The organism is Candidatus Bathyarchaeia archaeon, assembly GCA_041447175.1.
Lineage (GTDB): Archaea > Thermoproteota > Bathyarchaeia > Bathyarchaeales > Bathycorpusculaceae > JADGNF01.
This window is the reverse complement of record CP166960.1, coordinates 2,449,211-2,473,678: the sequence shown is the minus strand read 5'-3', so window position 1 is coordinate 2,473,678 and position 24,468 is coordinate 2,449,211. Positions and strand designations below refer to the sequence as shown.

Genomic DNA, 24,468 nt, shown 5'->3' with positions numbered 1-24,468 from the left:
GAAGGAACTGCATGACCCAAACCGAAGAAACCCAAACCATGGATAACAGTTTTGTCAGCTCAAAGTTCGGTAAATTACTGCTCACTATAGTGTCGGTTTTCCTGATTTTTGCAGGTCCAACCTACATTGTCTATGGACTTGCCGTGGTCATAAAGGTGGATCTTGCCGCCTCCTTTGCGGTTGGGTTTGTTCTCTTTGCTGTGGGGTTGGTTATGATGCGGTATTTGGTGCAAAAGAAAGCAGTCACCTAACCTTTTGCCTCGGATACCCCAGGGTGCATCACCAATCAGCTTTTAAAGATTCGTCATCGGCAACTTTAAAGTTGCAGGGCAGCTTTTAAATTTGTTCACTTCAACAGGGTTTTTAGATGCTCCATCAAGCATGGAGGTTCTGTATACAGATTGCGCCACAGGATGTTTAATCAACAAAGCATATAACGTATGCTTGCAAACATACTCGGTATGCAGAGCGGCGGAAAAAGAAACCCCCGAGAAAGCTTACCAAAAGACGAAACCGGAGCAAAACGCACAACCATCATTCTAGAAAAAGACGAACGCGAATACATCGACAGCCTCATTCGGGAAGGTAAAGAACCCGGCATCAAACCGCTCATCAGCAAAATGCTGGACGTCTACCGCAGCATGATGATCTACGACTGGCGCTTCCCAGGAGAATACTACTGCGGCATCAGTCGAATCGCCTTCATCAACGTAGAACTACTTAACATACTTATCCACAACATCCCTCAAGAGAAGTGGCGTGAAATCGGCAGGCAAATGGGCTGCGGGTTAAAGGTGTCCATGGAGACCACCTTGGACTTGCCTCAAATAACCCGCGAGAACTGGGAAAGCGTGTTTAAACGGCTTCGGGTTCAAGGCTTTGGAGACTTCTACACCAAAGACAAGTACCTTTTGGCAAAAACCCCCTTCATTAATGAGGCGGAAATTTTGGCGGGTGTCTTGGAGGGGCTTTTAGGGGTGGAGTTGGACTTGAAGAATTCGGTTCCGCCGCTGGTTTTTGAAGTACGCAAAGCGCCTAACCCGCAACCATAAACGGGCTTGAGGGGTTAAGCCTTAAATCGTGATTCAACTGCTAAGATATGTTTATAAGATTGACTAGGTTATGGTGCGGTGAGTGACCCAAGATGAGGGATTGCGTTCATCAAAGGCGATTGCGTTCATCCAACGTAAATACAGCCAAAACCCCACCCGTTTAAGACCAAAAAGCTATTTCACCGTCCGCATCTCCCTCACCCTTAAAGCCACTGAACTTTTAAACGCAACAAAAAATCGTGTAGCCAACAGGCTAAAGGTTAAGTTAATGAAAAATTTAGGTGACCAAAATTGGATAAAGTGAAATTTGCAATACCCGCAGGCTCCTTAGCCAAAGCAACCTCCGAATTCTTTGCCCGTTCAGGATACAAAATCTCGGGCACCGACCGCACCTACCGCCCAAAAATAAACGACCCCCAAATCGAAATGAAGGTTCTGCGTCCCCAAGAAATCCCCGTGTTTGTCAGCGAAGGCCTACAAGACCTTGGCATTACAGGACAGGATTGGGTGCGGGAAAACCGCGCTGACGTTGAAATTTTGCAGAACTTGGAGTACGGCAAAATCCGCCTTGTCGTGGCGGTACCCAAAGTCATCGGCGAAACCAAAAGCATGGGCGAATTCATGGAGGAAATTTGGAGCCAAGGTAAAAACTTCCGTGTAAGCACCGAATACCTCAACATAGCCACAGAGTACCTCAAAGGCATCCCCGCTTATCAGAAGCGTTTTGGCGATGTTGACCCGATGATTGTGACGCCTTGGTGGCGCAAAGGCGATAATCCACGCGCGAAGATATTCCTCAGCTTTGGCGCCACGGAAGCTAAGCCGCCAGAAAACAGCGACTGCATCATCGATGTAACTGAAACAGGCTCCACCATAGAGGCAAACAACCTGAAAATCATCGACACCGTCATGACCTCCTCCGCTGCCCTAATCGCGAACAAGAAAGCGCTTGAAGACCCCGAAAAAGAGGAGAAAATCTTTGACATCCTCTCACTGCTCAAAGGCGTTGTGGACGGCTCCAAACGGATACACATTTTTGTAAATGTGGAAAAGGCGAACCTGCAAAAGCTGCTCAGCGAATTGCCTGCCCTCAAGAACCCGACAATTTCACCGCTGGCTGACGAGGCGTGGGTTGGTGTAAACACCGTTATCGAAAAGGACCTGCTTATCCAGTTGCTGCCAAAAATCCGCAAAATCGCGCAGGGCGTAGTGGTTTATGAGCCACGGCAGGTGCTGGCGTTGGATGAGATCACTCGGAGAAAAGAAAACAGATGCAAAAACAACTCCGAGTAATCTACAATTCCCCCGCTGAGCTCCCTGCGGACTGGTTTAAGCGAGCTAACACCGCAACGGACAGCGACACCGCCTCAGTGGAGAGCACGGTCAAAGGCATAGTTGCTGAAGTGCAGAAACGGGGCGACGCTGCGTTGCTTGAATACGCGGAGCGATTTGACAAGGCTAACCTTACGGCGCAGACCTTGCGGGTATCTCCCAAGGAAATTCAAGCCGCTTACACTGCGGTTACGGAGGAGCAGGTTGCCGCGTTGAAGGTTATGAAGGAGCGGCTGGAAGCGAGAGAAAAGCAGGTTATTGCGCGGGAACGGGAACAGCAACTTGTAACGGTTCAAGAGGGCATTTCGGTTAAGACGGTACTCTGTCCGCTGGAAAGCGTCGGCTGCTACGTTCCAGGAGGTCTTGCAGCATACCCAAGTTCGGTGATTATGACTGCCACACCAGCTAAAGCTGCGGGGGTTTCCAGAGTTGTGGTTTGCTCTCCTGTCCGAGAAGGAGCCCCCATAAACCCGTTGGTGTTGGTAGCTGCAGACCTTTGTGGGGTGACAGAAATCTACAAAGTGGGCGGGGCACAGGCAATCGCGGCATTAGCCTACGGCACAGAAACCATAGGCAAAGTGCGTAAAATTGCGGGTCCCGGAAACAAGTACGTGATGATGGCAAAGATGCAGGTTTCCCAAGATGTAGCCATTGACATGCCTGCTGGACCTAGCGAAGTGTTGGTCTTGGCTGACCAAACCGCGAACCCACAGGCGATTGCGGCGGACATGATTAGCCAAGCTGAGCACACGCCTGATAGCACAAGCGGCTTAATCGCAACCTCTGCAAAGCTGGCTGAGGAGGTTCAGCTGTGGATAGAGAAACTGGTTGCGCAATCAAATCGGGAAGACATCGTTAGAACATCATTGGAAACGTACGGTTTCATCATCAAATGCACGACGCCACAAGAGATGGCGGAGCTAGCTAACACGTTTGCACCTGAGCACCTCGAAATCATGACCGCCAACCCCAAAGAAGTCGCCGACAAAATCACCACCGCAGGACTCATACTCCTCGGCCCATACTCACCCGTGGCGTTGAGCGACTACGCCAGCGGAACCAACCACGTGCTGCCTACAGGCGGGTTTGGGGCTTCGTTTTCGGGGCTTTCGGTTCTGGACTTTGTTCGCCGAGTCAACATTGTAGAAAGCACAAAAGAAGGCCTCCAGAAAGCCAAACCCACAATCCAAGCCCTGACAGCGGCTGAGCGGCTTCCCAATCACAACAAAGCAGTAGAAGCGAGGTTTGAAGCATGAATTCCCAAGGAAAAAAATGGTTAGAACAAAAGCTTGAGCGGCTGCAAAGTTTTGAAATTTACAGCGCTGAGAAAACCAACCAACAAATCGCCGACCAATACGGCTTAAGCGTAGCGGACATTGTGAAGCTCAACTACAACGAGAACCTCTACATTCCACGCGAAAAAGTTATCCCGCTACTGAAGGAGGTGGCTGAGGAGGTTGATTTTCGCATTTACCCGCAGAACGAAGAGGCCAAGTTGAAGGAGAAAATCAGTCAGTATCTGCAAGTTCCCGTTGAATGCATAACCGTAGGCAACAGTAGCGACGAAGTTATGGAGCGGGTCATTCGGGTTTTCCTTAAGGAGGGTGACTGTGCGGTGACGTTTGCACCCACGTTTAGCGTTTTCAAGTACTGCGTCAAATACCAAGGCGTGGAGTATGTTCAGGCGCCGCTGCTTGATGACTTCACCGTAGACTTGGAGGAGATGCGTAAAGTCTTTACGCCAAACACTAGGCTGCTTTATCTGTGCTCACCCAACAACCCAACCTCCAACCAGCTAAAACAGAGCGAAATTGAAACGCTAATCGAAGAGTTCCCGGGGTTGGTGATGGTGGATGAGGCTTATGTGGAGTACACGGATTGCTCGGTTGTGCCGCTCATCAAGAAATACTCCAACTTGGTGGTTTTGCGGACGTTTAGCAAAGCCTTCAGCTTAGCAGGCTTAAGGTTGGGGTATGCGGTTGCGAACCCCGCGTTGGCACAAGCCTTAGACAAGGCGCCTGCCCCGTACCCTGTGAATGTGGTTTCGCTGAGCATGGGCAGGAAAATGCTGGAAAACATCAGCTTGATGCGGGAGTCGGTGGCGGCGTTGCGTGCGGAGCGGGGAAAACTCATAAACGCCCTTAACCAGATAAAGGGCATAGAAGCGTTTGATTCGAAGGCAAACTTTGTCCTCTTCAACACCACCAAACCCTACATGGAAATCTACGAGGTTGCCCTGCGGCAGGGGTTGGTCATCAAGAAGCTGGGTAAGCTGCTTAAGTACGAGAATTGCTTGCGGACCACGGTGGGTTTGCCCGAGATGAACGCAAAACTCCTAAAAGCTCTGCGTGAATACATGGGTGATTAAGATGAGAACTGACGAAGTGTACCGTAAAACCAAGGAAACCGAAGTCACCGCCAAGGTGAATTTGGATGGCGAAGGCAAATGCAGCATATCCACTGGAATTGCCTTCTTTGACCACCTCTTGATGTCTTTTGCCACACACAGCCTCATAGACGTAACCGCCGAAGTGCAAGGCGACCTGAAGCACCACTGCATCGAAGACTTAGCCATCGGGTTAGGCGAAGCCCTCAACAAAGCCTTAAGCAGCCGCGAAGGCATAGTGCGGTTTGGTTTTGCAGCGGTGCCCATGGACGACTCACTGGCGTTTGCCGCTTTAGACTTGGTCAAACGTCCTTACGCGGTGATTAATTTGAAGTTGAAAGGCAAAAAAATCGAGGATATGGCAACCGAAGACATCGTACACTTCTTCGAAACCCTCGCAACCTCGCTGTCGGCGAATGTTCATGTCTGGACGGAGTACGGCGGCAACGACCACCACAAAGCCGAAGCCGCAGTAAAAGCCCTCGCCCTCTGCCTAAAGCAAGCGGTAGCCATGGACCCCCGCCGAAAAGGCATCCCAAGCTCCAAAGGTGCAATGTAGTGCCACAAGTCCTCATAATAGACTACGGCGTGGGCAACCTGCTTAGCCTTAAATTCGCGCTGGAAAAAACAGGGTTAAATGTCAAGATTTCTCCGCCGACAAAAGACCTCAAAGAAGCGGACGCCATTGCCTTGCCCGGCGTGGGCAATTTCACCGCTGCCGCAAAAGCGTTGGAGCCCGCCAAAGAGGCGCTTGTGGATGCGGGGGCTGCGGGAACGCCGATTCTGGGTATCTGTTTGGGGTTGCAGTTGTACTTTGAAGCCAGCGACGAAGGACCTGGTGAAGGCTTAGCGTTTTTTAAGGGCAGAAACGTGCGGCTGGTGGGCCAAGTGAAGGTGCCGCATATGGGCTGGAACACCATCCAGAAAGTCAAAGAAAACGAACTCTTTAGCGGCGTTGAGGATGGCTCCTACGTGTACTTCGTGCACTCCCTGTATCCTGTGCCCGTAGACCAAAGCATCGTGTGTACTGAAACCGAGTACGCCCAGACCTTCACCTCTGCAGTTGCCGACAAAAACATCTATGGCACCCAGTTTCACCCTGAAAAAAGCGGCGACATCGGCTTGCAAATCCTCAAAAACTTCGCCAAAGCCGTCATAAGGTGACCAATGTGCAGGTTATTCCCGCAATTGACTTAATGTCGGGCAAAGTGGTCAGGTTAACCAAAGGCGACCCCACACAGGCAAAATTCTACGACAAAATGGGCTCACCCGTTGAGGCAGCTAAAAAGTGGCAGGCAGAAGGCGCAGACCGACTTCACATAATAGACTTAGACGCCGCGTTTGGCAAACCCGACAACCTCAACGTCGTCGCAGAAATCTCCAAAGCCACAGGGCTACCAATCCAAGTTGGGGGCGGCATACGCTCAGTCGAAGCGGCGAAACGGTTACTTTCCGCGGGCATAAAATATGTCATTTTGGGCTCATTGGCGCTCAAGGACCCCTCAGCAGTCACGAAGTTGCAGGAAAAGTTTAGTCCCGACCGCGTCATTGTTGCCCTTGACAACAAAGAAGGTAAAGTCATGGTTGAGGGCTGGACAAACGCAACCACAGTCAATCTCACCGAAGCGCTGGACGCCTATATGAAGTTGGGTGTGGAATCGTTCCTGATTACCTCCATCACCAGAGACGGTACCTTGTCGGGTCCAGACTTGGAAACGCTGGGCGCCATCTGCAGACGCACGGATGCTTGGGTGATTGCTGCTGGCGGCATAGGCAACCTAACCGACTTAGTCGCGCTCAAGGGCGTCGGAGCCAAGGCAGCGGTTGTTGGCAAGGCGCTCTACGAAGGGCGATTCACACTAAAAGAAGCAATAGAAACCGTAAAGGAGAACTAAAAATGCCATTAGCAAAACGAATAATTCCCTGCTTGGACGTGACAGGCGGCTGTGTCGTCAAAGGCACCAACTTTCTTAACCTCAAAAACGCAGGCGACCCCGTCGAGTTAGCCAAGCGGTACTCGGATGCAGGCGCCGACGAGTTGGTCTTTTTGGACATCACGGCGTCTTCGGATAACCGCGAAACCCTACGCGACATAGTCGAAGGTGTGGCAAAAGCCATTAACATCCCCTTCACCGTCGGCGGGGGCATACGCAACGAATCCGACGCTCGACTGGTCCTGTGCAGCGGCGCAGACAAAACCTCGGTTAACACTGCAGCCGTCCAAAACCCCACGTTAATTTCCAAGTTAGCTGACATTTTTGGGCAGCAATGCGTCGTCGTCGCCATAGACGCCAAACGCAACTACACCCCCCAAGAAGGCAGAGTCATGGTGGAGACGGCAAAGGGAGACTGTTGGTTTGAAGTCTACATTTACGGCGGACGCAAACCCACCGGCATTGACGCCATTCAATGGGCTCAGAAAGCCCTGGAGCTTGGCGCAGGCGAGTTTCTGGTCACCTCCATGGACTGCGACGGCACAAAAGACGGCTACGACTTGGAGCTGACACGGACGATTTCGGAGCGGGTTAACGTGCCCGTGATTGCAAGCGGCGGGGCAGGCAAGCCTGAGCATTTTTTGGAGGCGTTCACCAAGGGCAAGGCGGATGCGGCTTTGGCGGCGTCGGTGTTCCACTACAGCGAGTACCCTGTTCCTGTGGTGAAGGAGTATTTGCGCAAGATGGGGGTGACAGTTAGACCATGACCGAAAACGCAAACCTCATTGGCAAGTTGGATTGGAAAAAGATGGGCGGCTTAATTCCTGTAGTTGTGCAGGACGCCGAAACCAAAGAGGTGCTAATGCTGGCTTATGCTAACAGGGAAGCGTTAGAGCACACACTCAAAACGGGGAAGGCGACGTATTGGAGCAGAAGCAGAAAAGAGCTGTGGGTGAAAGGCGAAACCAGCGGACACACCCAAAAAATCAAAAGCGTCGCCGCCGACTGCGACTACGACACACTACTGTATGTGGTTGAGCAGACGGGACCAGCGTGCCACACAGGAAGCCACAACTGCTTCTTCAACCAATTCCAATGCTGAACTGATAGTTTTTTAAGGAAACCCTTCCTATTTTTGTTCGGGTCACGCCATAAACAGGCGTCTTGTTAACCTCAGGTGAAACCCATGTTACTCCACGAAGCCATCCTATACAAAAGAGAAACAGACCTCAAAGTCAAATGCAACCTCTGCGCCCGAAGATGCCTCATAGCCGACGGCGCCCCCGGATTCTGCTTGGTCCGCAAAAACCAAAGCGGCACCCTCTTCACCCTCAACTACGGCAAAGCCGTCTCCGCCTGCATCGACCCCATAGGCAAAAAACCCCTCACACACTTCAACCCCGGCGCGTCGGTAATGTCGATTGCCGCGGCGGGATGCAACTTCCGCTGCCAATTCTGCGACAACTGGATGATAAGCCAAGAAAAAGAAATCGCCGGCAAAGACTTCCCACCCAAAGACATCATAAAATCCGCCAAAGACCACCACTGCCAAGGCATAGCCTACACATACACCGAGCCCACGATTTACATGGAGTACGCGCTTGACACGGCAAAACTTGCACATGAAGCGGGGCTGTTTAACACGTTTGTCACCAACGGGTACATGACTCCCGAGGCTATCCGGGAAATTGCTCCTTACTTGGATGCGGCAACGGTGGATTTTAAGGCGGGCGGGGATGAGGAGTTTTACAGGGAGTTCTCTGCCGTGCCAGACGTGAAACACATTTACGAAGCCCTCAAGGAACTCAAGCTTCATGGCATTCACATTGAGATTACAAATTTGGTTATTCCAAAGGTGGGGGATGACATGGAAAAAATAGGTAAAATGGCGGAGTGGATAAAGTTCTATTTAGGCACAGATACGCCATTTCATCTGCTACGGTTCCACCCCGACTACAAAATGACCACCATTCCCGCGACGCCTGTGGAGACCTTAGAGGAAGCTTTCATGATTTGCAAAAGCGCTGGCTTACGTTACGTGTACATTGGCAACGTGCCGGGTCACGCAGCGGAGAACACGGTTTGCCCAACCTGCGACGAAACCGTCATCCGACGCTACGGCTTTGAGATTACCCAGTGGAATCTTACCGAGGATATGCGTTGCCCCGTATGCGGAACCCCCATTCCCATCGAAGGCAAACTGCACGCCAGCAACACCCAGTTCCCCTACGCCCTGTTCTAGTACACCAAAACAGGCAGGTTAGGGGAGCGCGCCCAAAAAAGCAGAATCACAAATCAATGAGGATTGCCTGCAATGAAGGCAAGTTTGAGCAGATATTTTGCGGTTGTCCAAAACAGGAAACCCGCCAAATTCAAACTTGCCCAAAAAGTTCCCGCAGAATTTGACCCCAACGACTCTTTAGAGAAGCTTTGGGTGGAACATCAAAAAAGAACAGCCCAATATTTTAGGATAGAGCAAGAAAACGACGCAGCTTCGAGCTACGATAGCCTTAGTGCTCCTGAAAAATCCTACTTCAACCTGAAACTCGAAATTGCACGCAGAATTCTTTCGAATTGCCATTTTTGCAGCCGAAGATGCCAAACGAACCGCACCTTGGGGCAGATTGGGTTTTGTGGGTGTAGCAGCGACGACTTGGCGGTTTCCAGCATCTTTGCGCATCTGGGAGAGGAACCTGAGTTGGTGCCGTCAGGAACAATATTCACCATGGGCTGCACCATACAGTGCAAGCATTGTCAGAACTGGACCATCAGCCAATGGAAAGAAAAAGGGGAAACGCTCAACCCTCAAAGGTTAGCCCCAGAAGTTGACCGACTCCACCGTGAAGGCTGCAAAAACATAAACCTGGTCGGTGGGGAGCCGACACCTTGGCTGTTTCAGTGGCTCCAAACCTTCACACATGTCAAGGCAAACGTTCCAGTGGTTTGTAATTCAAACAGCTACTACAGTTTTGAAACGGCACAGTTGTTGGCGGGGTTTGTGGATGTTTACCTGCTGGATTTCAAGTATGGACCGGGCGACTGCGCCGAAAGAATCGCCAATGCACCCAACTACTGGCAGGCATGCACGGCTAACCATTTGGAAGCAAAAAGGTACGGGGAACTTATTGTGCGGTTGCTGGTTTTGCCAAACCATTTGGATTGCTGTGTGAAACCGATTTTGGAGTGGATTGCAGAGAACTTGGGTACGGACACAAGGGTGAATGTGATGTTTCAGTACAGACCCCAATGGCGGGCACATGAGATTCCGGAGCTTTGCCGAACCTTAACCAAAACCGAAAGAAAACAGTCGCTGCGTTTAGCCAAGAACGTGGGCTTGAAAAACTTGGTCACATGAGGCAAAAAGACTAAAATTCCATGCAGAAACCAGTTTTTTGAGGGGCTGCTTATAAGCCAAGAACACCAAGAAACAACATCGTCAGGGACGCTTATGAGTGCCATCACGTTTAAGCCCATTGGGGTGGTGCATTCCCCGTTTAAGGAACCCAAAAATGTACCCATTCAGGCGGCGGCTTCAAACATTCTGGGAACCATAGAAGTTTACCCCCCATACGTGGAGGGGCTTAAAGATCTGGAGGGTTTCTCCCACATCATCCTAATTTACCATCTTAACCTCATAACAAACACTGCACTCACGGTTAAGCCGTTTCTGGACAACAACCTTCACGGCATATTTGCCACCCGCGCACCCGCTCGACCAAACCCCATCGGCATCTCCAATGTCAGACTAACCCGCATCGAAAACAACATCCTACACATCCAAGACGTAGACATCGTCGACGGCACCCCACTGCTGGACATCAAACCCTACGTGCCCAAGTTTGACGACCGCGCAGCAACAAAAATCGGCTGGTTCACACAGAACATCAGCAAGCTGCCTCAAACCAAGGATGACGGCAGATTCTGCAAATAACCCGCGCCTATTAGGCATCCAAATTGATTCGATGCAGAAACGATAGAGAGGTAGAGGCTGTCCGCAGATAAGATGCTTCAGTCCAGTCGGCATGGCGTTGGAAAAACGTAGAGAGGAAGGGTATTAGAAAGCGTAGTTTACCTTTTGTGAAGCGGAAACCTGTCGGTGCTCAGCGATTGCTGGTTTTTTTGGTTAGCCATTCGCGGTATTCTTTGTCCACCTGCATGGCGCTGTTTAGCAGCGTGCTGGGTGCGAGGGAGGTGACGTATTTGATGTCTTTGGGCAAACAGTGCCTTCCGATGCCGTCTCGCGCTTGGGGGATGTCCACGTTCCACTTTGTGTTGCATGCCGCCCGCAGATCCTCAAAGTCCATGCCAATTTGGGCGCACAGCATTTTAAGGTCTTCGGCAAATGCGATTTGCAGGTAGCGGTGGCTGTTTTCAGTGATTTTACACATCTCGGCAACTTCCACGGAAGAGCAAACATGCATCGGAATCCCAAGCGCATCCCGATAGAAGGCTAAGCTTGCCGTGAGGCTTTCTTCGTTTACGCCGCCGATGACACGTAGTTGGTTGACGCCGTGCTCTACGGGTTCGTCTGCCCAGTACCGATGAGGTGCATGGACAAGCTTTATTTTGCCGTGGAAAATGTCGGTGAAGATTTTTCTGGAGGTGCCGGGCACGATGGTGCTTTCGATTGCCACCAGTGCTGAAGATGAGGCTTTCTGGGCTATATTTTGGCAGACATCAAAAACTGCCTTCAAGTTTGGGTGACCACCTGTTTGGCTGGTGGTTACACAAACGATGTACACATCTGCGGGGGGGACTTCTGTCCAAATGGTTGTGGCTTCAAACTGCCCCATCTTGCATGCATGTTCAACTGTTGCTTCATTTATGTCGCAGCCCCAAACCTGCATGCCTTTTTCGTGAATGTACTGTGCTACGGGGAAGCCAATTTGCCCCAGACCAACCACGCAAACCTTCATGCTCATCTTCAAGCCCATAAGTTTTCGCTTCGAAAAATCAACGTGGCTTCGTTCTTAAGCTTTTGCCCACCCGCAAAGACTGCCGACAGGTTTCCATCAAAAAATCCACGGTTCTTTGTTTTCAAAAGTTTAGAACACTCTTTTCAGGTTCTGGTACATATTGTTCCAAGGCATGGCGCTATAAGACCGCATAACCACAAGAAGAGCGGCGAAAAGAAATGGCACACGAAAAAATCAAAGCATTAATTGTCTTCGTTACAATCTTTGCCGTCGTGGGTGGCGTTAGCTGGGTCGTCGTTAATGCTCAACAAATTCCTAAACAAGCACAGGACCAACCTGAAAACGTGCCCGAGCCCACGCTTCAAGAAGACATCCGCGAAGCCGCCCTGACATACATTGGAGAAAACCATCCGGAGGCGTTGCAGTTTATGAGTGACCTTAATTGGACCGGTGGCAGAGTCACCCCGCCAAACTTGTTGGGCGCTGAAACCTACACCTACCAAGCCGAAGGCTGGAACGTGACAATTCATTACCCCGTTGTGGCAGACCCCATCTACAGCATCACAGTCGACTATTCGACCGCAAACGGCGTCATTGGGATACTTTACCACCTAATCTGGGAAGGCTCCTGGCAAGCTGGATGCGTGACTGAGACAAGCTACGTTTTTGCGCAGTAGGCCCCTCTCCTAATCTCCCCGCAAAAACGGGCTTTCTCAGTCAACTATTTTTGCATTTTTTATGAAAAAACAAACAACGCCACAAGAAGCTTCGTACTTGAAATTGTGTCATTTCTGTTCAACATAACGATTCCTGCAACGCCTCAACAACTACTGTTATATAGACTATGTAGAAACAAAAGGATTGGTGAAAAAAATGGTTCAAAAACTTTTAATGATTGGAATAGCTATCGTTCTGGTAATCGTAATTGTAGGCGGTTCTGTAGGATACATTTCATTAACTCAACCCGAATCAACACCCTCCCCTTCTGCAACCCCGACGCCTCAAACGTCTGAGCTCCCCTTAGGGGAGGTTTTGCCTCCTGAAGACTCAACCCAAACAACGGCTCGCGACGAAATCATGACCTACATCGAATGCTACCATCCTGAATCCGCAAAGTACATGCAAAGCCTAAGCTGGTCAGGCGGCAGAGTGGAAACAGGTTTGGTAGGCGCAGAAAACTATGTTTACACCACCATGACTGGAGCCCCTGGAAGCGCAGGCTGGACAGTAGCCTTCAGCTACCCTGTAGTCCCCAATCCACTTTACACTGCCACTGTGAATTACACTCAAACAGGTGTGCAGTACCCCGTTGAAATATCCTGGAACGGCACCTGGCAAAACGGAACAATCACCGAAACCAGCTACCTGTCAAACATAAACGCGGCTGAACCTCAGCCTCAGGAGCAAGTACGAAACGACGCCATAAGCTACATACAGGCAATTCACGTTGAAACCGACCAATTCATGCAGGACCTCAGCTGGAACGGCGGAAGAGTCGAAACAGGACTTGTAGGCGTAGAGAACTACGTGTACACCACTGAGCACGGCATGCTTGGAGGCGCATGGTGGACCGTCGAACTCACCTACCCCGTTGTACCTAACCCAATCTACACCATAAAAATCAATTACACCCAAACTGGCGTCCAGACACCCTACAACGTTTTCTGGAACGGAACATGGCAAGACGGCTGCATTGACGAAACTGGGTACAGCTCAAACGTGCCCGTGACGCAGGAGCAAATCCGCGACTCCATCATGAACTACATAAAACTCAACCATAACCAAACAGCGCAGTTCATGCAGGATTTAACGTGGACAGGCGGCAAAGTGGAAACTGGACTTATCGGTGCAGAACAGTACGCATACACCACCATGATATCGGCACCAGGAGCTGCAGGATGGACCGTTACTCTTGACTACCCAGTGACCCTAAACCCCCTGTACACGGTTTCCGCCAACTATACGCAGACAGGAGTCCAAACTCCCTACAATGTGGACTGGACAGGAACCTGGCAAAGCGGCACAATCACTGAAACAAGCTACACTTTCAGTCCTTAGTGTCTGCCCCTCAACTTCCTTTTTCTTTTTTGAGCGCCTCATCGTTATAACTAAGTTTTTAAGCCATACCCAGCTTCTACCAGCAGAACCCTTCACTGGGCAAAAAGGGAGGACAAACACATTCGAGTCATCGCGGACTTGCACATTCACAGCCGATTCAGCCGCGCCACCAGCGAACAAATGAACCTCAAAGAGATTGCGCGGTACGCCAAAATCAAGGGGTTGCAACTGGTGGGCACAGGAGACTTTACGCATCCGCAGTGGCTCAGCGAAATCCGCCAAACCCTTATCCCTGAAGCAGACTCAGGCTTATTCAAACTGGCAGACGACACAGACTCGCCTGTTTATTTTATGTTAACCACCGAAGTCTGCACCATCTTTGACTACGAGAACCAAAACCGCAAAATCCACCACGTAATCCTAACTCCAAGCGTGGAGGCGGCAGAGCAAATCAACGAGGCACTGGGCAAATACGGGAGCCTTAGCGCCGACGGAAGACCCCTCCTAAACATGACCGCGCCGCAGCTTGTCGAAGCTGTCATGGGGGTTTCGGGTGACAATATGGTTTTTCCGGCGCATGTGTGGACGCCGTGGTTTAGCCTGTTTGGCGCCTTTAGTGGGTTTGACCGCATCGAAGACTGCTACCAAGACCAAACCCGACACATTCACGCGTTGGAGACGGGGCTGAGCAGTGACCCGCCGATGAACTGGCGACTGAGCAGCCTTGACCGCTTCACGTTGCTTTCCAACAGTGACAGCCACAGTTTTTGGCCTTGGCGCATGGGCAGGGAAGCCAACGTCTTCGAACTTGACCATGTTACCTACCGCGAGGTCATCGACGCCATCAAAACCAAAGACACACGCCGACTCAAGTTCACCATTGAAACCGACCCTGCCTACGGCAAATATCATTGGACGGGGCATCGTAACTGTGATGTATCGCTTTCTCCTGCGGAGGCCCGCAAGCACAACAGCATCTGTCCCGTTTGTGGACGGAAACTTACCAAGGGTGTGGAGCAGCGGGTGGAGGAGCTTGCCGACCGCAACCCCGACTACCAAAGCGCTACCTCGCCTGGGTTTATGCGGTTAATGCCGCTAAGCGAAATCATCGCCACCGTCGTCGGGTCAGCTTCACCCTCCACACAAGCTGTATGGAAGGCCTACAGTCCGCTCGTCAAACGCTTCGGCGACGAATACGCCGTGCTCATTGACGCATCCCGCGAAGACTTGGCGACGGTAGTTGACAGACGCATGGCTGACACAATAGTGGATGTCCGAGAAGGCAAAGTGGCAGTAATTCCGGGCTACGACGGCGTCTACGGTAAACTTGACTTGCCCCCAGCCGAAAAAGAAGCCGCGCCTCTCCAAGGGCCGTCTGCCCAGGCTTCAAGGTTTAAGCCGCCGCGGAATCGGGTGCAACAAACGGGGCTTTCTGACTTTTGGTAACTGCCAAGAACTGTTTCTGAAAGTTTAGACGTAGGCTTCGTCGTGATATTTGTATGTGATGAGCCTGACCGTTTTTATTTCTTCGATGGCCTCAAAAATCAGAACAAACGACCCAACGTGCACTCGCCTTAGTCCCTCCAACGGGTGCCGCAATGGGTTAACCCTTGGCATTAACGCAACCGTTTTATTCCTTCACCCAACAGTTACAGTCATACACAAATCGCCTTTTGGAGGCAACTTATTTGAAAGACCTTCTCACAAAAATACTAAACACCGCTCAAACCAAGTTCAGCGCCCAGTACGCCGAAGCCCGCGCCCAGAGCCTCTCCAAAACCATGTTCACCATGAAGGAGGGACGTGTGGAAGCCGCCAAACAAGGCATCGAAAGCGGCGTTGCCCTACGCGTGCTAGTGAATGGCGCTTGGGGGTTCGCGTCGGTGGGCTCCATGGACGCCGCAGTCTTGGCGGACGCCATTTCGGACGCGTGTGCAATGGCGAAGGCGGCAAGTGCGCGACTTAAGACTCCTGTTGCGCTTGCAAACGCCCCCGCCGTCGAAGACCGCGTTGAATTAAAGCCAAAGCGTAAGCCCTCAGAAATTAGCATTGAAGAAAAAATCAAAACCGCTTCCACCTTAACCCGCGCCACCATGGGGCAGGATGGGCAGATTAAAAGCTGCACTGTTGACTACTTGGATTTAACTGGCAATAGCATCTTTGCCAACACAGACGGCTCCTACATCGAGCAGGACAAGCTTTACGTTTGGTCAAGGTCAACAGCTTCGGCCCAGCAAAACGGCGTTTTCACTTTTAGCCGCGAAGAAATCGGCTCCACAGCGGGCTATGAGCTCTTCGATGCAGAACCTCCCGAAGCCATCGGCGAGCGGCTGGCTAAACGTGCCGTGGCTCAATTGGACGCCAAGCCCCCAAAGGGCGGCGTGTTTCCTGTGGTTTTGGGTCCGAACGTGGTGGGGGTTTTTGTGCATGAAGCGTTTGGGCATTTGGCGGAGGCGGATTTGGCGTTGGCAGGAGGCGTCTTGTCGGGGAACATGGGTAAGAAAATTGGTTCTGACCAGGTCACGTTTTATGATGACGGGACTATAGGCGGCGCGTTTGGCAGCTTCAAGTACGACGACGAAGGCGTCCCCGCCCAGAAAACCCTGCTCATCAAAGACGGCGTAGTTGCAGGGCTGATGCATAATCGCGAAACCGCTCACAAACTCAACGCAAAGCCGACGGGGAACGCGCGGGCTGAGGATTTCCGCGTAGAACCCATTATCCGCATGCGCAACACCTACATGGCGCCGCGGGACCACACGTTTGAGGAGCTTTTTGAAGGCATAAAGCAGGGCTACTTTTTCAAGAGCTTTCGCGGGGGGCAAGCAAACTTTGACGGTACCTTCCAAGTGGGCATCCAAGAAGCCTACGAAATCATCGATGGTGAACTGGGCGCGCCTGTGCGAGATGCATCCATTAGCGGCAACACGTTGCAAACGCTGCTTAAGGTGGATGCGGTGGGCAAGGATTTCCAGCTCAATTCGGGGCGCTGTGGCAAAGGGCAGACGGCGTTTATAGGTGATGGTGGTCCACACATCAGGGTTAGTGAGGTGACTGTTGGTGGCAGCGCTTAACAAAGACGAACTGCTGGCTTTGGCAGAGAACGCCGTAAAAGTTGCCCTACAGCGAGGCGCGGCAGAAGCGGAAGCTTTCGCCTACGATGGTAACGCAACAAGCGTCGGCATCGAACGAGGACAGATTGTTAAGACCTCAAAGATTTTCGATAAAGGGATTGGTATACGGGTTCAGGTGAACAAAGCCATAGGCTTCGCATACACAAACATCGCTGACAGTTCGGCAGTTGAGGATGTTATCCTGAAGGCGCTGGCGGCAGCCAAGGCAAATAAACCCGACAAAAACTGGAACGGGCTCCCCGAAAAGAAATCCTACCCCACGCCAAAAAACATGTTCGACCCCGAAATCATGGCGCTCCGCTCGGAGGACCTTGTGGATTTGGCTTCCCGCATGCTTGACGCCTCAGTGGAAGCGGACAAGCGGGTTTTCCCCATTGAAGGCGGCGCAGGCGCAGGCTACGTCTCAAACGCCGTGGCTAACTCGAATGGTGTTTTGGGTTTTGACGCGGGCACAGCCGTGGAATGCAGCTTGGCAACGCTTGCCCAAGATGGAAACGCGGTGACGCCCGTATGCTTTGAATTCAACTCGGAACGCAGCCTCAGTGTGGACCCTGAGTGGGTGGGTAAAGAAGCCGCACGCATCGCCCTCTCCTCGTTAAAGCCCAAACATATACAAACCAAAAACTACCAACTCATATTCACCCAATTCGCCCTCCAAGAACTCCTCTATTACACGCTGATTAACGCGGTGAAAGCTGACAGCGTGGAGCGCAACCAGTCGCCCTTCAAAGACAAAGTCGGCAGCCAAGTCGCCTCAGACGCAATAACCATAATCGACGACGGCTTGCTCGCAGGCGGGATGCGCACAGGCAAATTCGACGCCGAAGGTTTCCCCCACCAGAAAACTCCAATAATCAAAGACGGAATCCTCCAAGGCTTCCTCTACGACAGCTACACCGCCAAAAAGCAGGGCAAAGAAAGCACCGGCAACGCCTCACGCGCAGGCTACCTCTCCACGCCCAGCATCGAACCCACAAACTTCCACCTCCTACCCGGAACCAAATCCGCCGAGCAGCTTCTTTGCGAAGTTGACGATGGCTTACTGGTTTCGTACCTGCAGGGTGCCCACAGCAGCAACCCCGTCAGCGGCGAATTCTCCGTTGTCGCAACACCCGCGTGGAAAATCCGCAAAGGCAAAATTGAGCATGCAACGCAGGGTGTGATGCTTGCGGGAAACATCTTTGAGTTACTCAAGAACGTTGCTGCCTTGGGGTGCAATGAGCGGAAGATGGGGCAGTTGGTGGCTCCGTGGCTGCTGGTGGAAAACGTTCGCGTCATCGGAACGTAGTGCATTAGTTGTCTGTGGGTTCCAGCTGGATAGTGGTGTGCCGAATGCCATATTTCTCGTCCAGTACCCTGTTTATTCTTTCCAGAACTTCTTTGGATTTTGCGTAATCTAAGCCAGCGATTTGAATGTGCGCCGTGAAAGAGTACATGTCGGAAGTGATTTCCCAGATGTGCATGTCCGAGATTTGGGTAATTTCTGGGAGCTGCTTTTTGAGTGTGGCACTTATGTCATCGCTGTCCATGCCTTTGGGTGCGGTTTCCAAAAGCACGTTCACGGAGTCTTTGAAGAGCCCCCATGCCCAGACAAAAATTAGCACCGAAATGCCAATTCCCAGCAGAGGGTCAATGAGGTACCAGTCAGTGTATGTAACAATGACTGCCCCAAAAATTATCGCCACTGAAGAGGCGGTGTCGGCAAACATGTGTAGAAACGCGCTGCGAACGTTCAGGTCACTTTTTACGCTGCCTCGCAGAATTAGGATGCTTAACCCGTTTGCCGCTAACCCAAACAAAGCCACAACGAGCATTTCAAACCCGACAACTGGCTGCGGGTTTAGCAGGCGAACAATGCCCTCAAACAGGATGTAGCCGGTTACGGCAAAGAGAAAGATGCTGTTGAAGAGCGCCGCCAAAATTTCTACGCGGTAGAAGCCGTATGTGCGGTGGTGGCAGGGTTTTTTGCAGGCTAAGGTTATGGCGACAAAGCTTATTGCTAAAGCGAACAGGTGGGTGAACATGTGGCCTGCGTCGCTGCCCAACGCTAAGCTGCCGGTTATGACGCTGCCTAATACCTCCAAGACCATAACCGCGCCTGTGATGCCCATGGCTAAGGCAAGGCGGTTTTTGGCTACGCCTCGGTACTCATGCATTTCAGAGAGGGAATCGGGCTTAGGCTGATGCTGATGCGTCATTGCATCCCTTTTGAACGCAACCCGCTAATATGACTAATTGTAAAAAAAGCCCAAACCAATCACTAAAGTGCCCTTTTCAGTATAACCCTTAGGACTAATCAAAAATGTTGTGACGCTCACTGGCGTCTAATTAATTTGTTGCTTTTCGTTTGTGCGTTCAGTCTGAAAAGCAGGTTGAAGCTTGCGGTGTAGCCTTATACTTTCGGTCAGAAACAAAATCATAGCAACCGCCGTCATGCCCGTCAAGAAAAAGAAACTCACCTCGATGGTTGAACCCAAAACCAGAAAGCTTAAAACTATTATCGCCAGTTCTGCGCCGAAGGCACCCATAAAAAAGAAGAAGTAGAACATCAGGCGTGGCACGAGGTTTCTGCCAACCCACACGTACCCGTTGACGTTCACTTTTTCCCTAAGCGTATACTCGCCGTACTCGTTTTTCTGAATCAAGCCCAACGCTTCAAGCTTGAGCAAATGCCTGTGCGCTACGCTGGGACTGCTGAGGTTGGCGCCGCGGGTAACGTCTCGAGTACCAACTGGTCTGCCCTCCTTGGCTACGTATGCGTACACGCTCAGCGTGTTACCTTCAAGCTCATTCGTAGCCACGTTGCTGCACCTATGGTTTTAGTGTTGGTGGCGCTCCCATTGGAGAAGCCAAATCGATTTGCGAGAGTTCTTCAGGCGCGAAAAAGTTGTTGTAAAGGAAGCCTTCTTCGCCGTAACGATCGAGTTGGATATGCTGCAGAACTTCAGTGTTTGCCAATGTGACTTGTGCGGTGCTGTCGTGATAGGTTACCCAGCCTTGCCTGCTGACATCGATATACAGCACCTGTGCCTGCCTAAGAGCGTCAACCAGTTTTGACGTGCTGTTGTCGCCGACTGCACCGCTACTGCTGCCTGAGATTGGCAAGGTCTGAGGCTCTCCGCTTAACATCAGACTGTTGTTGCTAAACAAGATGCCTCCAGAAAATGTGGTACCATCGAAGTGGGGACTTCTCCCGTTGACGTCAAACCAGTCGTTAAGTGCAAAGCCGAATCTTGAGTTTCCTTTGTCGAAGTCGTCAGTGTTACTGGTGCCGATGAAATATGACATGTTAGCTTTAATCCATTGTTGGAGTAAATGGTGAGCAGGTAGTATTCGATCCGCGCATCCGCATGGTCGTCTTTAGCTGCGGAGTTCAGTGTAAAGTTCAGAATAAGTGCGTGTTTTTCGTTTAACGTCAAAAGAGGATACCCATTTCCGCGTGGGTCATTGACTGTTGGAGCGACTGACCCATTGCCGAGTGTGGTGGCGGGAAGAGTAGGTTGTTTGTTGCCCAGTAGGCGTAGGGAACGCTGACATTGAACCATGGATTGCTGTCAGTGTTTTCGGCTCTGGCTTGCATTAGAAACAGCAAGGGAGATACTGAAGAAATGCCGATAATGAGACACAAAATGCTGCATGCCACAAGTTTCTTTTCAATTTCATTTTTATCACCGCTTTGTGTAGGTACACCAATTAAGACAAGAGCACCTTTTTTGTTAGTTTCTTTTCGGTTCTCACGTTTATCACCCCTTTCAGTATTACCGATGACCCTAATTTTTCTCCCGACAGAACAAAGCTGTTCTCCGAAAGAACACTTTGAAACAGGAAGAAAACATACCGTAGCTGAGTTTTCGCGACGGGAATGATAAACTAGAAATAACCATGCACGTGTAATAGGGTAACGAGAGGCATACCGCATGACCGATATTGTGTTCGTATTTGAAGTTCATCAGCCTCACAGGCTCAGAAAGAACCTGTTCTGGGAAAACAAGGTCTTTAGACGCACCAAAAAAGAAGACCTCTTCAACTACTACTTTGACAAAGAGTTGGACAGGGAAATTTTTGTGCGTGCCGCCAAAAAATGTTACTTCCCATCCAACCAGACCCTGCTAGACGTAATTGACGAACACAAACGGGAGCGGTGCCGCCCCAAATTTGCCTTTAGCCTCTCAGGCGTCTTCCTTGAACAATGCCAAATGTTTAGCCCAGACCTGATGGAAACTTTTAAGCAACTAGCAAAAACAGGGTGCGTAGAATTCCTCAACCAAACCTACTACCACAGCATTGCCAGCCTATACCCCGACAAAGACGAGTTTGTGGCACAGGTGAGGATGCACCGTGAACTCATCCAAACCCTCTTAGGCTACACGCCGAAGGTTTTTGAAAACACCGAACTGCTCTACAACAACTCTATCGCCAAAATCATCGAAAACCTCGGCTACACAGGTATCTACACGGAGGGCGTGGAAAAAATCCTTGGCGAAAACAGCCCCAACTACCTCTACACCCCCAAAGGCTGCCGCCGCATTCGCCTGCTGCTGCGCAACTACAAGCTAACCGACGATGTTGGTTTTCGTTTTAGTGCACGGTGGTGGAGTGAGTGGCCCCTAACCGCTGATAAATACGCCCACTGGCTGGCGGACACTAAAGGCGACTTCATCAACATCTTCCCCGACTACGAAACCTTCGGCGAACACCACTGGCCCGAAACAGGCATCCATAGCTTCCTGCGGCATTTGCCTGAAGAAATCCTCAAATGGCCCCACCTGAAGCTGGCTACACCCAGCGAGGTGGTTGAGAAATACCATTCCAAAGGCGAAGTGGACGTTTCCGAAACCAAAGGCACAGTCTCGTGGGCGGATGTGGACCGAGACAGCAGCGGCTGGCTTGGCAACGCAATGCAGTGGGCATACTACACCAACCTAAAACGGCTCGAACCCCTAATTCACGAGTCAGGCGACCCCGAACTGCTGGGGCTTTGGCGGAACTTCCAAACCAGCGACCACCTCTACTACATGTTCGCCCGAGGCGGCGCACCCGGAGAGGTCCACAGCTACTTCAGTCCCTACGAATCACCCATTAACGCGTTTGTTGCGGCAGAAAGTTCCCTGTTAGACTTTGAAAACCGCGTTCGGCTCCAAACGCTGGCGGCAAACGAGCCCTTTCTGTTTAGCACCGCTGCAAACAAGGAAGCCTACACTGGCACCATGGCGTGGACGCTAAAGGGCTTCTTGCAAGCGCTGCAAACCGTGGATTTGAAGGCATTAGAGTTTCACAACAGCCGCGGAGACTTTTCAAGTTGGGCGGCGCATTCGCTCCAAGACGAAACGCTACAGGCGCAACTGACTGCGGTGCAGGGTTCGAAGGTGAACGGTGAGGTGCTCAGGAAAAAACTTGTCGCCGTAGTCAAAAAGCAATACAGTAAAGTCAATGCGCAGGTGCAGAAGGACACGAAACTGTTTTAGTGTGCAAAAATGGGCGTGCATGTGTTTATAAGGCAAATATTTAGACTACTAAGTGCATAGAGGAGTAATTAATATGCGTGAAGAGCTTCCGTTTCCAGATAAAGTCTTGCAGACCCTGCATAATCTTTGTGCCACCGCCGCGGACTTAGCTAAGCAAGGCGAAGAGGTGGCAAGGATTTTGCAGCGTGACCCCGGCGAAATTGAACGAATTCTTGACGACTACAAAACCCGCGGCTTCGCTGAAAGTTTTCAGGATAATGAGGGCAAAAAACGGTACTACCTTACGCCTAAGGGCATAATTAAGGTCTGTGCGCTTTTCACTTAGTGAGGAAAAACTTGTGCGCGTCGTTATCTTCTGCTGGGAATACCCGCCACGGACAGTGGGCAAACTTTCGGAATACGTGAACGGGTTAGCGACGCAACTAGTCAAAAACAAAGTGGACGCCTACGTGGTTACTTACTACGACGCCGCAACAGGCACCGCAACCGAGGCAAACGGGGTAAAAGTCACCCGTGTAGCCAACCCTGTTCTTTCACACGTTAGCCTTCTAACTTGGGACTTGACCCTTAATCAGGAGGTAGAGCGGGCAGCCGCAAACATTTACTACCAAACAGGCAAACACATTGACCTTATCGACGTTTACGACTGGCATTTCATACCCGCTGCAGTTGCGCTCAAAAACGCTTTGGGTATCCCCTTTGTGTATTCGGTGGAGAGCCTCGAAGACCACCGCTCTCCAGGAGCTAACGAACCCTTCAACATGTCCATACGTGGCATTGAATGGCTGGGTTTTTACGAAGCCGAAAAAATAACTGCAAAATCCGAATGGATGAAAAACGAAATCATGCGGCTTTACAAAGTGCCTAAAGAAAAAATCACCGTCGTTTCTTCAGGGACAGCTTCTCTAATAAAAGACGTTCTAAACACCTACAGGGCGGTAGCGGGAGGCTCCGTGAATTAATGAAGCGGCGACTTAACGTTATGATGTTTAGCTGGGAGTTTCCCCCCCGAGTCATTGGAGGCATCTCCCCTCACATCTACTTCCTTTCCAAAAGCCTTGCCAAAATCGGCGTTAAAGTTCATGTGGTCACATGCGATTTTCCCGGCGCCCCTGCCCACGAAACAATCGACGATGTGGAAGTTTACCGTATTGACAGCTACAAAACGCCTTCCCCAGACTTTGCCACCTGGGTTTTCCTAATGAATTTGAACATGCAGCGGGAAGCCGCCGCCATAGCCGCCAAACTCTCCCAGCCTATAGACGTGTTTCACGCGCATGATTGGCTGGTTGCCACGGCGGGTATTGGGTTAAAACATATTTTCCGTAAGCCTTTGCTGGTTACGATGCACAGCACCGAAATCGGACGCCGCGACGGCTTACACGCCATCACGGAACGGATGATTCATGAAACCGAGGCGTGGCTCACCTACGAAGCTTGGCGAGTCATCTGCTGCAGCGACTACATGATGCAGCATGTACGGTGGGCGTTCGGGTTACCGCCTGACAAGATGTCCATGGTGCCCAACGGCGTAAACCCCCAAATCTACAATGGCTTAGAAAAACAAGACTTAGCCAGCTTCCGGCTGCAGTTTGCGTTGCCTCAGGAAAAAATCGTGCTCTACGTGGGGCGCCTTGTCTACGAGAAGGGCATCCATATCCTCATCAACGCCGTTCCCAAAATCCTCTCCAAAGTAAACGCTAAATTTGTCATTGTCGGCTCCGGGTACATGCAGGAACAACTCAGTAACATCGTTAAAAGCATGGGGTTGGAACATAAGGTTCTCTTCACTGGGTTTGTGGATGAACAGAGTCTGCTTAAGCTGCAGAAAGTTGCTGATGTGTCGGTGGTTCCTTCGCTGTTTGAACCTTTTGGCATCGTGGCGTTGGAGGCTATGGCTGCAAAGAGCCCGGTGGTGGTTTCGGACACGGGCGGGCTGAGCGAAATCGTGCAGCATGAAACGACGGGGATTAAGGTTTACCCCAACAACACGGACTCATTGGCGTGGGGGATAACCAAAATCCTCACCGACGACGCCTTCGCCAACGCCATTCGGATAAATGCGTATCGGAAAATCTTGGAAAAGTACGACTGGGACAAAATTGCCCAGCAAACCCTTGGCATGTACCAAGCCGTCTTGGGTGAGTACAGCAAAAGCTTCTGGGCATAGCACAATTGGAAAACGCCCATG

Annotated in this window: 29 protein-coding genes; 23 read left to right on the top strand and 6 right to left on the bottom strand. The window is 51.1% G+C overall.

Annotated features, from left to right (window positions below; all coding sequences use genetic code 11):
• Positions 1-11 precede the first annotated feature (11 nt).
• The 14 genes from ACBZ72_12755 (at position 12) to tsaA (ending at position 10,635) form a co-directional block, all read left to right on the top strand.
• Positions 12-251: a hypothetical protein gene (locus tag ACBZ72_12755; protein ID XES77027.1), complete on the top strand. Its 240-nt coding sequence runs from the start codon at positions 12-14 to the stop codon at positions 249-251.
• Positions 252-440: 189 nt separating this feature from the next.
• The gene (locus ACBZ72_12750; GenBank protein ID XES77026.1) at positions 441-1,052 is read left to right on the top strand and encodes a hypothetical protein; all 612 of its coding nucleotides are present in this window, start codon (positions 441-443) and stop codon (positions 1,050-1,052) included.
• An 82-nt stretch (positions 1,053-1,134) separates the two neighbouring features.
• Positions 1,135-1,356, top strand: coding sequence for a hypothetical protein (locus tag ACBZ72_12745; GenBank protein ID XES77025.1), 222 nt, complete (start codon positions 1,135-1,137; stop codon positions 1,354-1,356).
• Positions 1,353-2,345: an ATP phosphoribosyltransferase gene (gene hisG, locus ACBZ72_12740; GenBank protein XES78690.1), complete on the top strand. Its 993-nt coding sequence runs from the start codon at positions 1,353-1,355 to the stop codon at positions 2,343-2,345. The genes ACBZ72_12745 and hisG overlap by 4 nt, the downstream gene beginning before the upstream one ends.
• Positions 2,324-3,640 (top strand): histidinol dehydrogenase, encoded by a 1,317-nt coding sequence (gene hisD, locus ACBZ72_12735; GenBank protein ID XES77024.1) that lies wholly within the window; start codon positions 2,324-2,326, stop codon positions 3,638-3,640. Before hisG ends, hisD begins: the two co-directional genes overlap by 22 nt.
• The gene (gene hisC, locus ACBZ72_12730) at positions 3,637-4,752 is read left to right on the top strand and encodes a histidinol-phosphate transaminase (protein XES77023.1); all 1,116 of its coding nucleotides are present in this window, start codon (positions 3,637-3,639) and stop codon (positions 4,750-4,752) included. Before hisD ends, hisC begins: the two co-directional genes overlap by 4 nt.
• Position 4,753: 1 nt before the next feature.
• Positions 4,754-5,329, top strand: coding sequence for an imidazoleglycerol-phosphate dehydratase HisB (gene hisB, locus ACBZ72_12725; GenBank protein ID XES77022.1), 576 nt, complete (start codon positions 4,754-4,756; stop codon positions 5,327-5,329).
• Positions 5,329-5,934: an imidazole glycerol phosphate synthase subunit HisH gene (gene hisH / locus ACBZ72_12720; GenBank protein ID XES77021.1), complete on the top strand. Its 606-nt coding sequence runs from the start codon at positions 5,329-5,331 to the stop codon at positions 5,932-5,934. Before hisB ends, hisH begins: the two co-directional genes overlap by 1 nt.
• Positions 5,935-5,939: 5 nt before the next feature.
• Positions 5,940-6,665 (top strand): 1-(5-phosphoribosyl)-5-[(5-phosphoribosylamino)methylideneamino]imidazole-4-carboxamide isomerase, encoded by a 726-nt coding sequence (gene hisA, locus ACBZ72_12715; protein ID XES77020.1) that lies wholly within the window; start codon positions 5,940-5,942, stop codon positions 6,663-6,665.
• Positions 6,666-6,667: 2 nt separating this feature from the next.
• The gene (hisF, locus tag ACBZ72_12710) at positions 6,668-7,471 is read left to right on the top strand and encodes an imidazole glycerol phosphate synthase subunit HisF (GenBank protein ID XES77019.1); all 804 of its coding nucleotides are present in this window, start codon (positions 6,668-6,670) and stop codon (positions 7,469-7,471) included.
• Complete coding sequence (gene hisI, locus ACBZ72_12705; protein ID XES77018.1) at positions 7,468-7,806, top strand: phosphoribosyl-AMP cyclohydrolase; 339 nt, start codon at positions 7,468-7,470, stop codon at positions 7,804-7,806. The genes hisF and hisI overlap by 4 nt, the downstream gene beginning before the upstream one ends.
• An 84-nt stretch (positions 7,807-7,890) precedes the next feature.
• On the top strand, positions 7,891-8,946 hold the full coding sequence (gene amrS, locus ACBZ72_12700) for an AmmeMemoRadiSam system radical SAM enzyme (GenBank protein ID XES77017.1): 1,056 nt from the start codon (positions 7,891-7,893) through the stop codon (positions 8,944-8,946).
• 84 nt (positions 8,947-9,030) lie between these two features.
• Positions 9,031-10,059, top strand: coding sequence for a radical SAM protein (locus ACBZ72_12695; protein ID XES77016.1), 1,029 nt, complete (start codon positions 9,031-9,033; stop codon positions 10,057-10,059).
• 93 nt (positions 10,060-10,152) lie between these two features.
• On the top strand, positions 10,153-10,635 hold the full coding sequence (gene tsaA / locus ACBZ72_12690) for a tRNA (N6-threonylcarbamoyladenosine(37)-N6)-methyltransferase TrmO (GenBank protein XES77015.1): 483 nt from the start codon (positions 10,153-10,155) through the stop codon (positions 10,633-10,635).
• 169 nt (positions 10,636-10,804) lie between these two features.
• Here tsaA and ACBZ72_12685 read toward each other — a convergent pair whose 3' ends face one another.
• The gene (locus tag ACBZ72_12685; protein XES77014.1) at positions 10,805-11,620 is read right to left on the bottom strand and encodes an NAD(P)-binding domain-containing protein; all 816 of its coding nucleotides are present in this window, start codon (positions 11,618-11,620) and stop codon (positions 10,805-10,807) included.
• A 218-nt stretch (positions 11,621-11,838) separates the two neighbouring features.
• Between ACBZ72_12685 and ACBZ72_12680 the strand changes: the two genes are divergently transcribed.
• From ACBZ72_12680 to ACBZ72_12670, 3 genes are all read left to right on the top strand, one after another.
• Positions 11,839-12,297: a hypothetical protein gene (locus ACBZ72_12680; protein XES77013.1), complete on the top strand. Its 459-nt coding sequence runs from the start codon at positions 11,839-11,841 to the stop codon at positions 12,295-12,297.
• Positions 12,298-12,493: 196 nt separating this feature from the next.
• The gene (locus tag ACBZ72_12675) at positions 12,494-13,678 is read left to right on the top strand and encodes a hypothetical protein (GenBank protein ID XES77012.1); all 1,185 of its coding nucleotides are present in this window, start codon (positions 12,494-12,496) and stop codon (positions 13,676-13,678) included.
• A gap of 138 nt (positions 13,679-13,816) precedes the next feature.
• Positions 13,817-15,124, top strand: coding sequence for an endonuclease Q family protein (locus ACBZ72_12670; GenBank protein XES77011.1), 1,308 nt, complete (start codon positions 13,817-13,819; stop codon positions 15,122-15,124).
• A gap of 24 nt (positions 15,125-15,148) precedes the next feature.
• On the opposite strand, the gene ACBZ72_12665 is transcribed toward ACBZ72_12670, so the two are convergent.
• The gene (locus ACBZ72_12665) at positions 15,149-15,295 is read right to left on the bottom strand and encodes a type II toxin-antitoxin system RelE/ParE family toxin (protein ID XES77010.1); all 147 of its coding nucleotides are present in this window, start codon (positions 15,293-15,295) and stop codon (positions 15,149-15,151) included.
• A gap of 71 nt (positions 15,296-15,366) precedes the next feature.
• On the opposite strand from ACBZ72_12665, the gene ACBZ72_12660 reads away from it, so the two are divergent.
• Positions 15,367-16,752, top strand: a complete 1,386-nt coding sequence (locus tag ACBZ72_12660; protein XES77009.1) for a metallopeptidase TldD-related protein — start codon at positions 15,367-15,369, stop codon at positions 16,750-16,752.
• Entirely contained in the window at positions 16,739-18,100 is a 1,362-nt protein-coding gene (locus ACBZ72_12655) for a TldD/PmbA family protein (GenBank protein ID XES77008.1), read from the top strand. The genes ACBZ72_12660 and ACBZ72_12655 overlap by 14 nt, the downstream gene beginning before the upstream one ends.
• Before the next feature lie 4 nt (positions 18,101-18,104).
• Here ACBZ72_12655 and ACBZ72_12650 read toward each other — a convergent pair whose 3' ends face one another.
• The 4 genes from ACBZ72_12650 to ACBZ72_12635 form a co-directional block, all read right to left on the bottom strand.
• Positions 18,105-19,010: a cation diffusion facilitator family transporter gene (locus ACBZ72_12650; GenBank protein XES77007.1), complete on the bottom strand. Its 906-nt coding sequence runs from the start codon at positions 19,008-19,010 to the stop codon at positions 18,105-18,107.
• A gap of 126 nt (positions 19,011-19,136) precedes the next feature.
• On the bottom strand, positions 19,137-19,613 hold the full coding sequence (locus ACBZ72_12645; protein XES77006.1) for a hypothetical protein: 477 nt from the start codon (positions 19,611-19,613) through the stop codon (positions 19,137-19,139).
• A gap of 10 nt (positions 19,614-19,623) precedes the next feature.
• Positions 19,624-20,100 (bottom strand): hypothetical protein, encoded by a 477-nt coding sequence (locus ACBZ72_12640; GenBank protein ID XES77005.1) that lies wholly within the window; start codon positions 20,098-20,100, stop codon positions 19,624-19,626.
• 127 nt (positions 20,101-20,227) lie between these two features.
• Positions 20,228-20,392 (bottom strand): hypothetical protein, encoded by a 165-nt coding sequence (locus tag ACBZ72_12635; GenBank protein XES77004.1) that lies wholly within the window; start codon positions 20,390-20,392, stop codon positions 20,228-20,230.
• A gap of 337 nt (positions 20,393-20,729) precedes the next feature.
• Here ACBZ72_12635 and ACBZ72_12630 point away from each other — a divergent pair, with 337 nt between their 5' ends.
• The 4 genes from ACBZ72_12630 to ACBZ72_12615 all read left to right on the top strand — a co-directional run bounded on the left by ACBZ72_12630 (position 20,730) and on the right by ACBZ72_12615 (position 24,447).
• On the top strand, positions 20,730-22,277 hold the full coding sequence (locus ACBZ72_12630) for a DUF5752 family protein (protein ID XES77003.1): 1,548 nt from the start codon (positions 20,730-20,732) through the stop codon (positions 22,275-22,277).
• Between the two features lie 73 nt (positions 22,278-22,350).
• Positions 22,351-22,602: a hypothetical protein gene (locus tag ACBZ72_12625; GenBank protein ID XES77002.1), complete on the top strand. Its 252-nt coding sequence runs from the start codon at positions 22,351-22,353 to the stop codon at positions 22,600-22,602.
• 13 nt (positions 22,603-22,615) lie between these two features.
• Complete coding sequence (locus tag ACBZ72_12620; protein ID XES77001.1) at positions 22,616-23,239, top strand: glycosyltransferase; 624 nt, start codon at positions 22,616-22,618, stop codon at positions 23,237-23,239.
• The gene (locus tag ACBZ72_12615) at positions 23,239-24,447 is read left to right on the top strand and encodes a glycosyltransferase family 4 protein (protein ID XES77000.1); all 1,209 of its coding nucleotides are present in this window, start codon (positions 23,239-23,241) and stop codon (positions 24,445-24,447) included. Before ACBZ72_12620 ends, ACBZ72_12615 begins: the two co-directional genes overlap by 1 nt.
• The last annotated feature ends 21 nt before the right edge of the window (positions 24,448-24,468 follow it).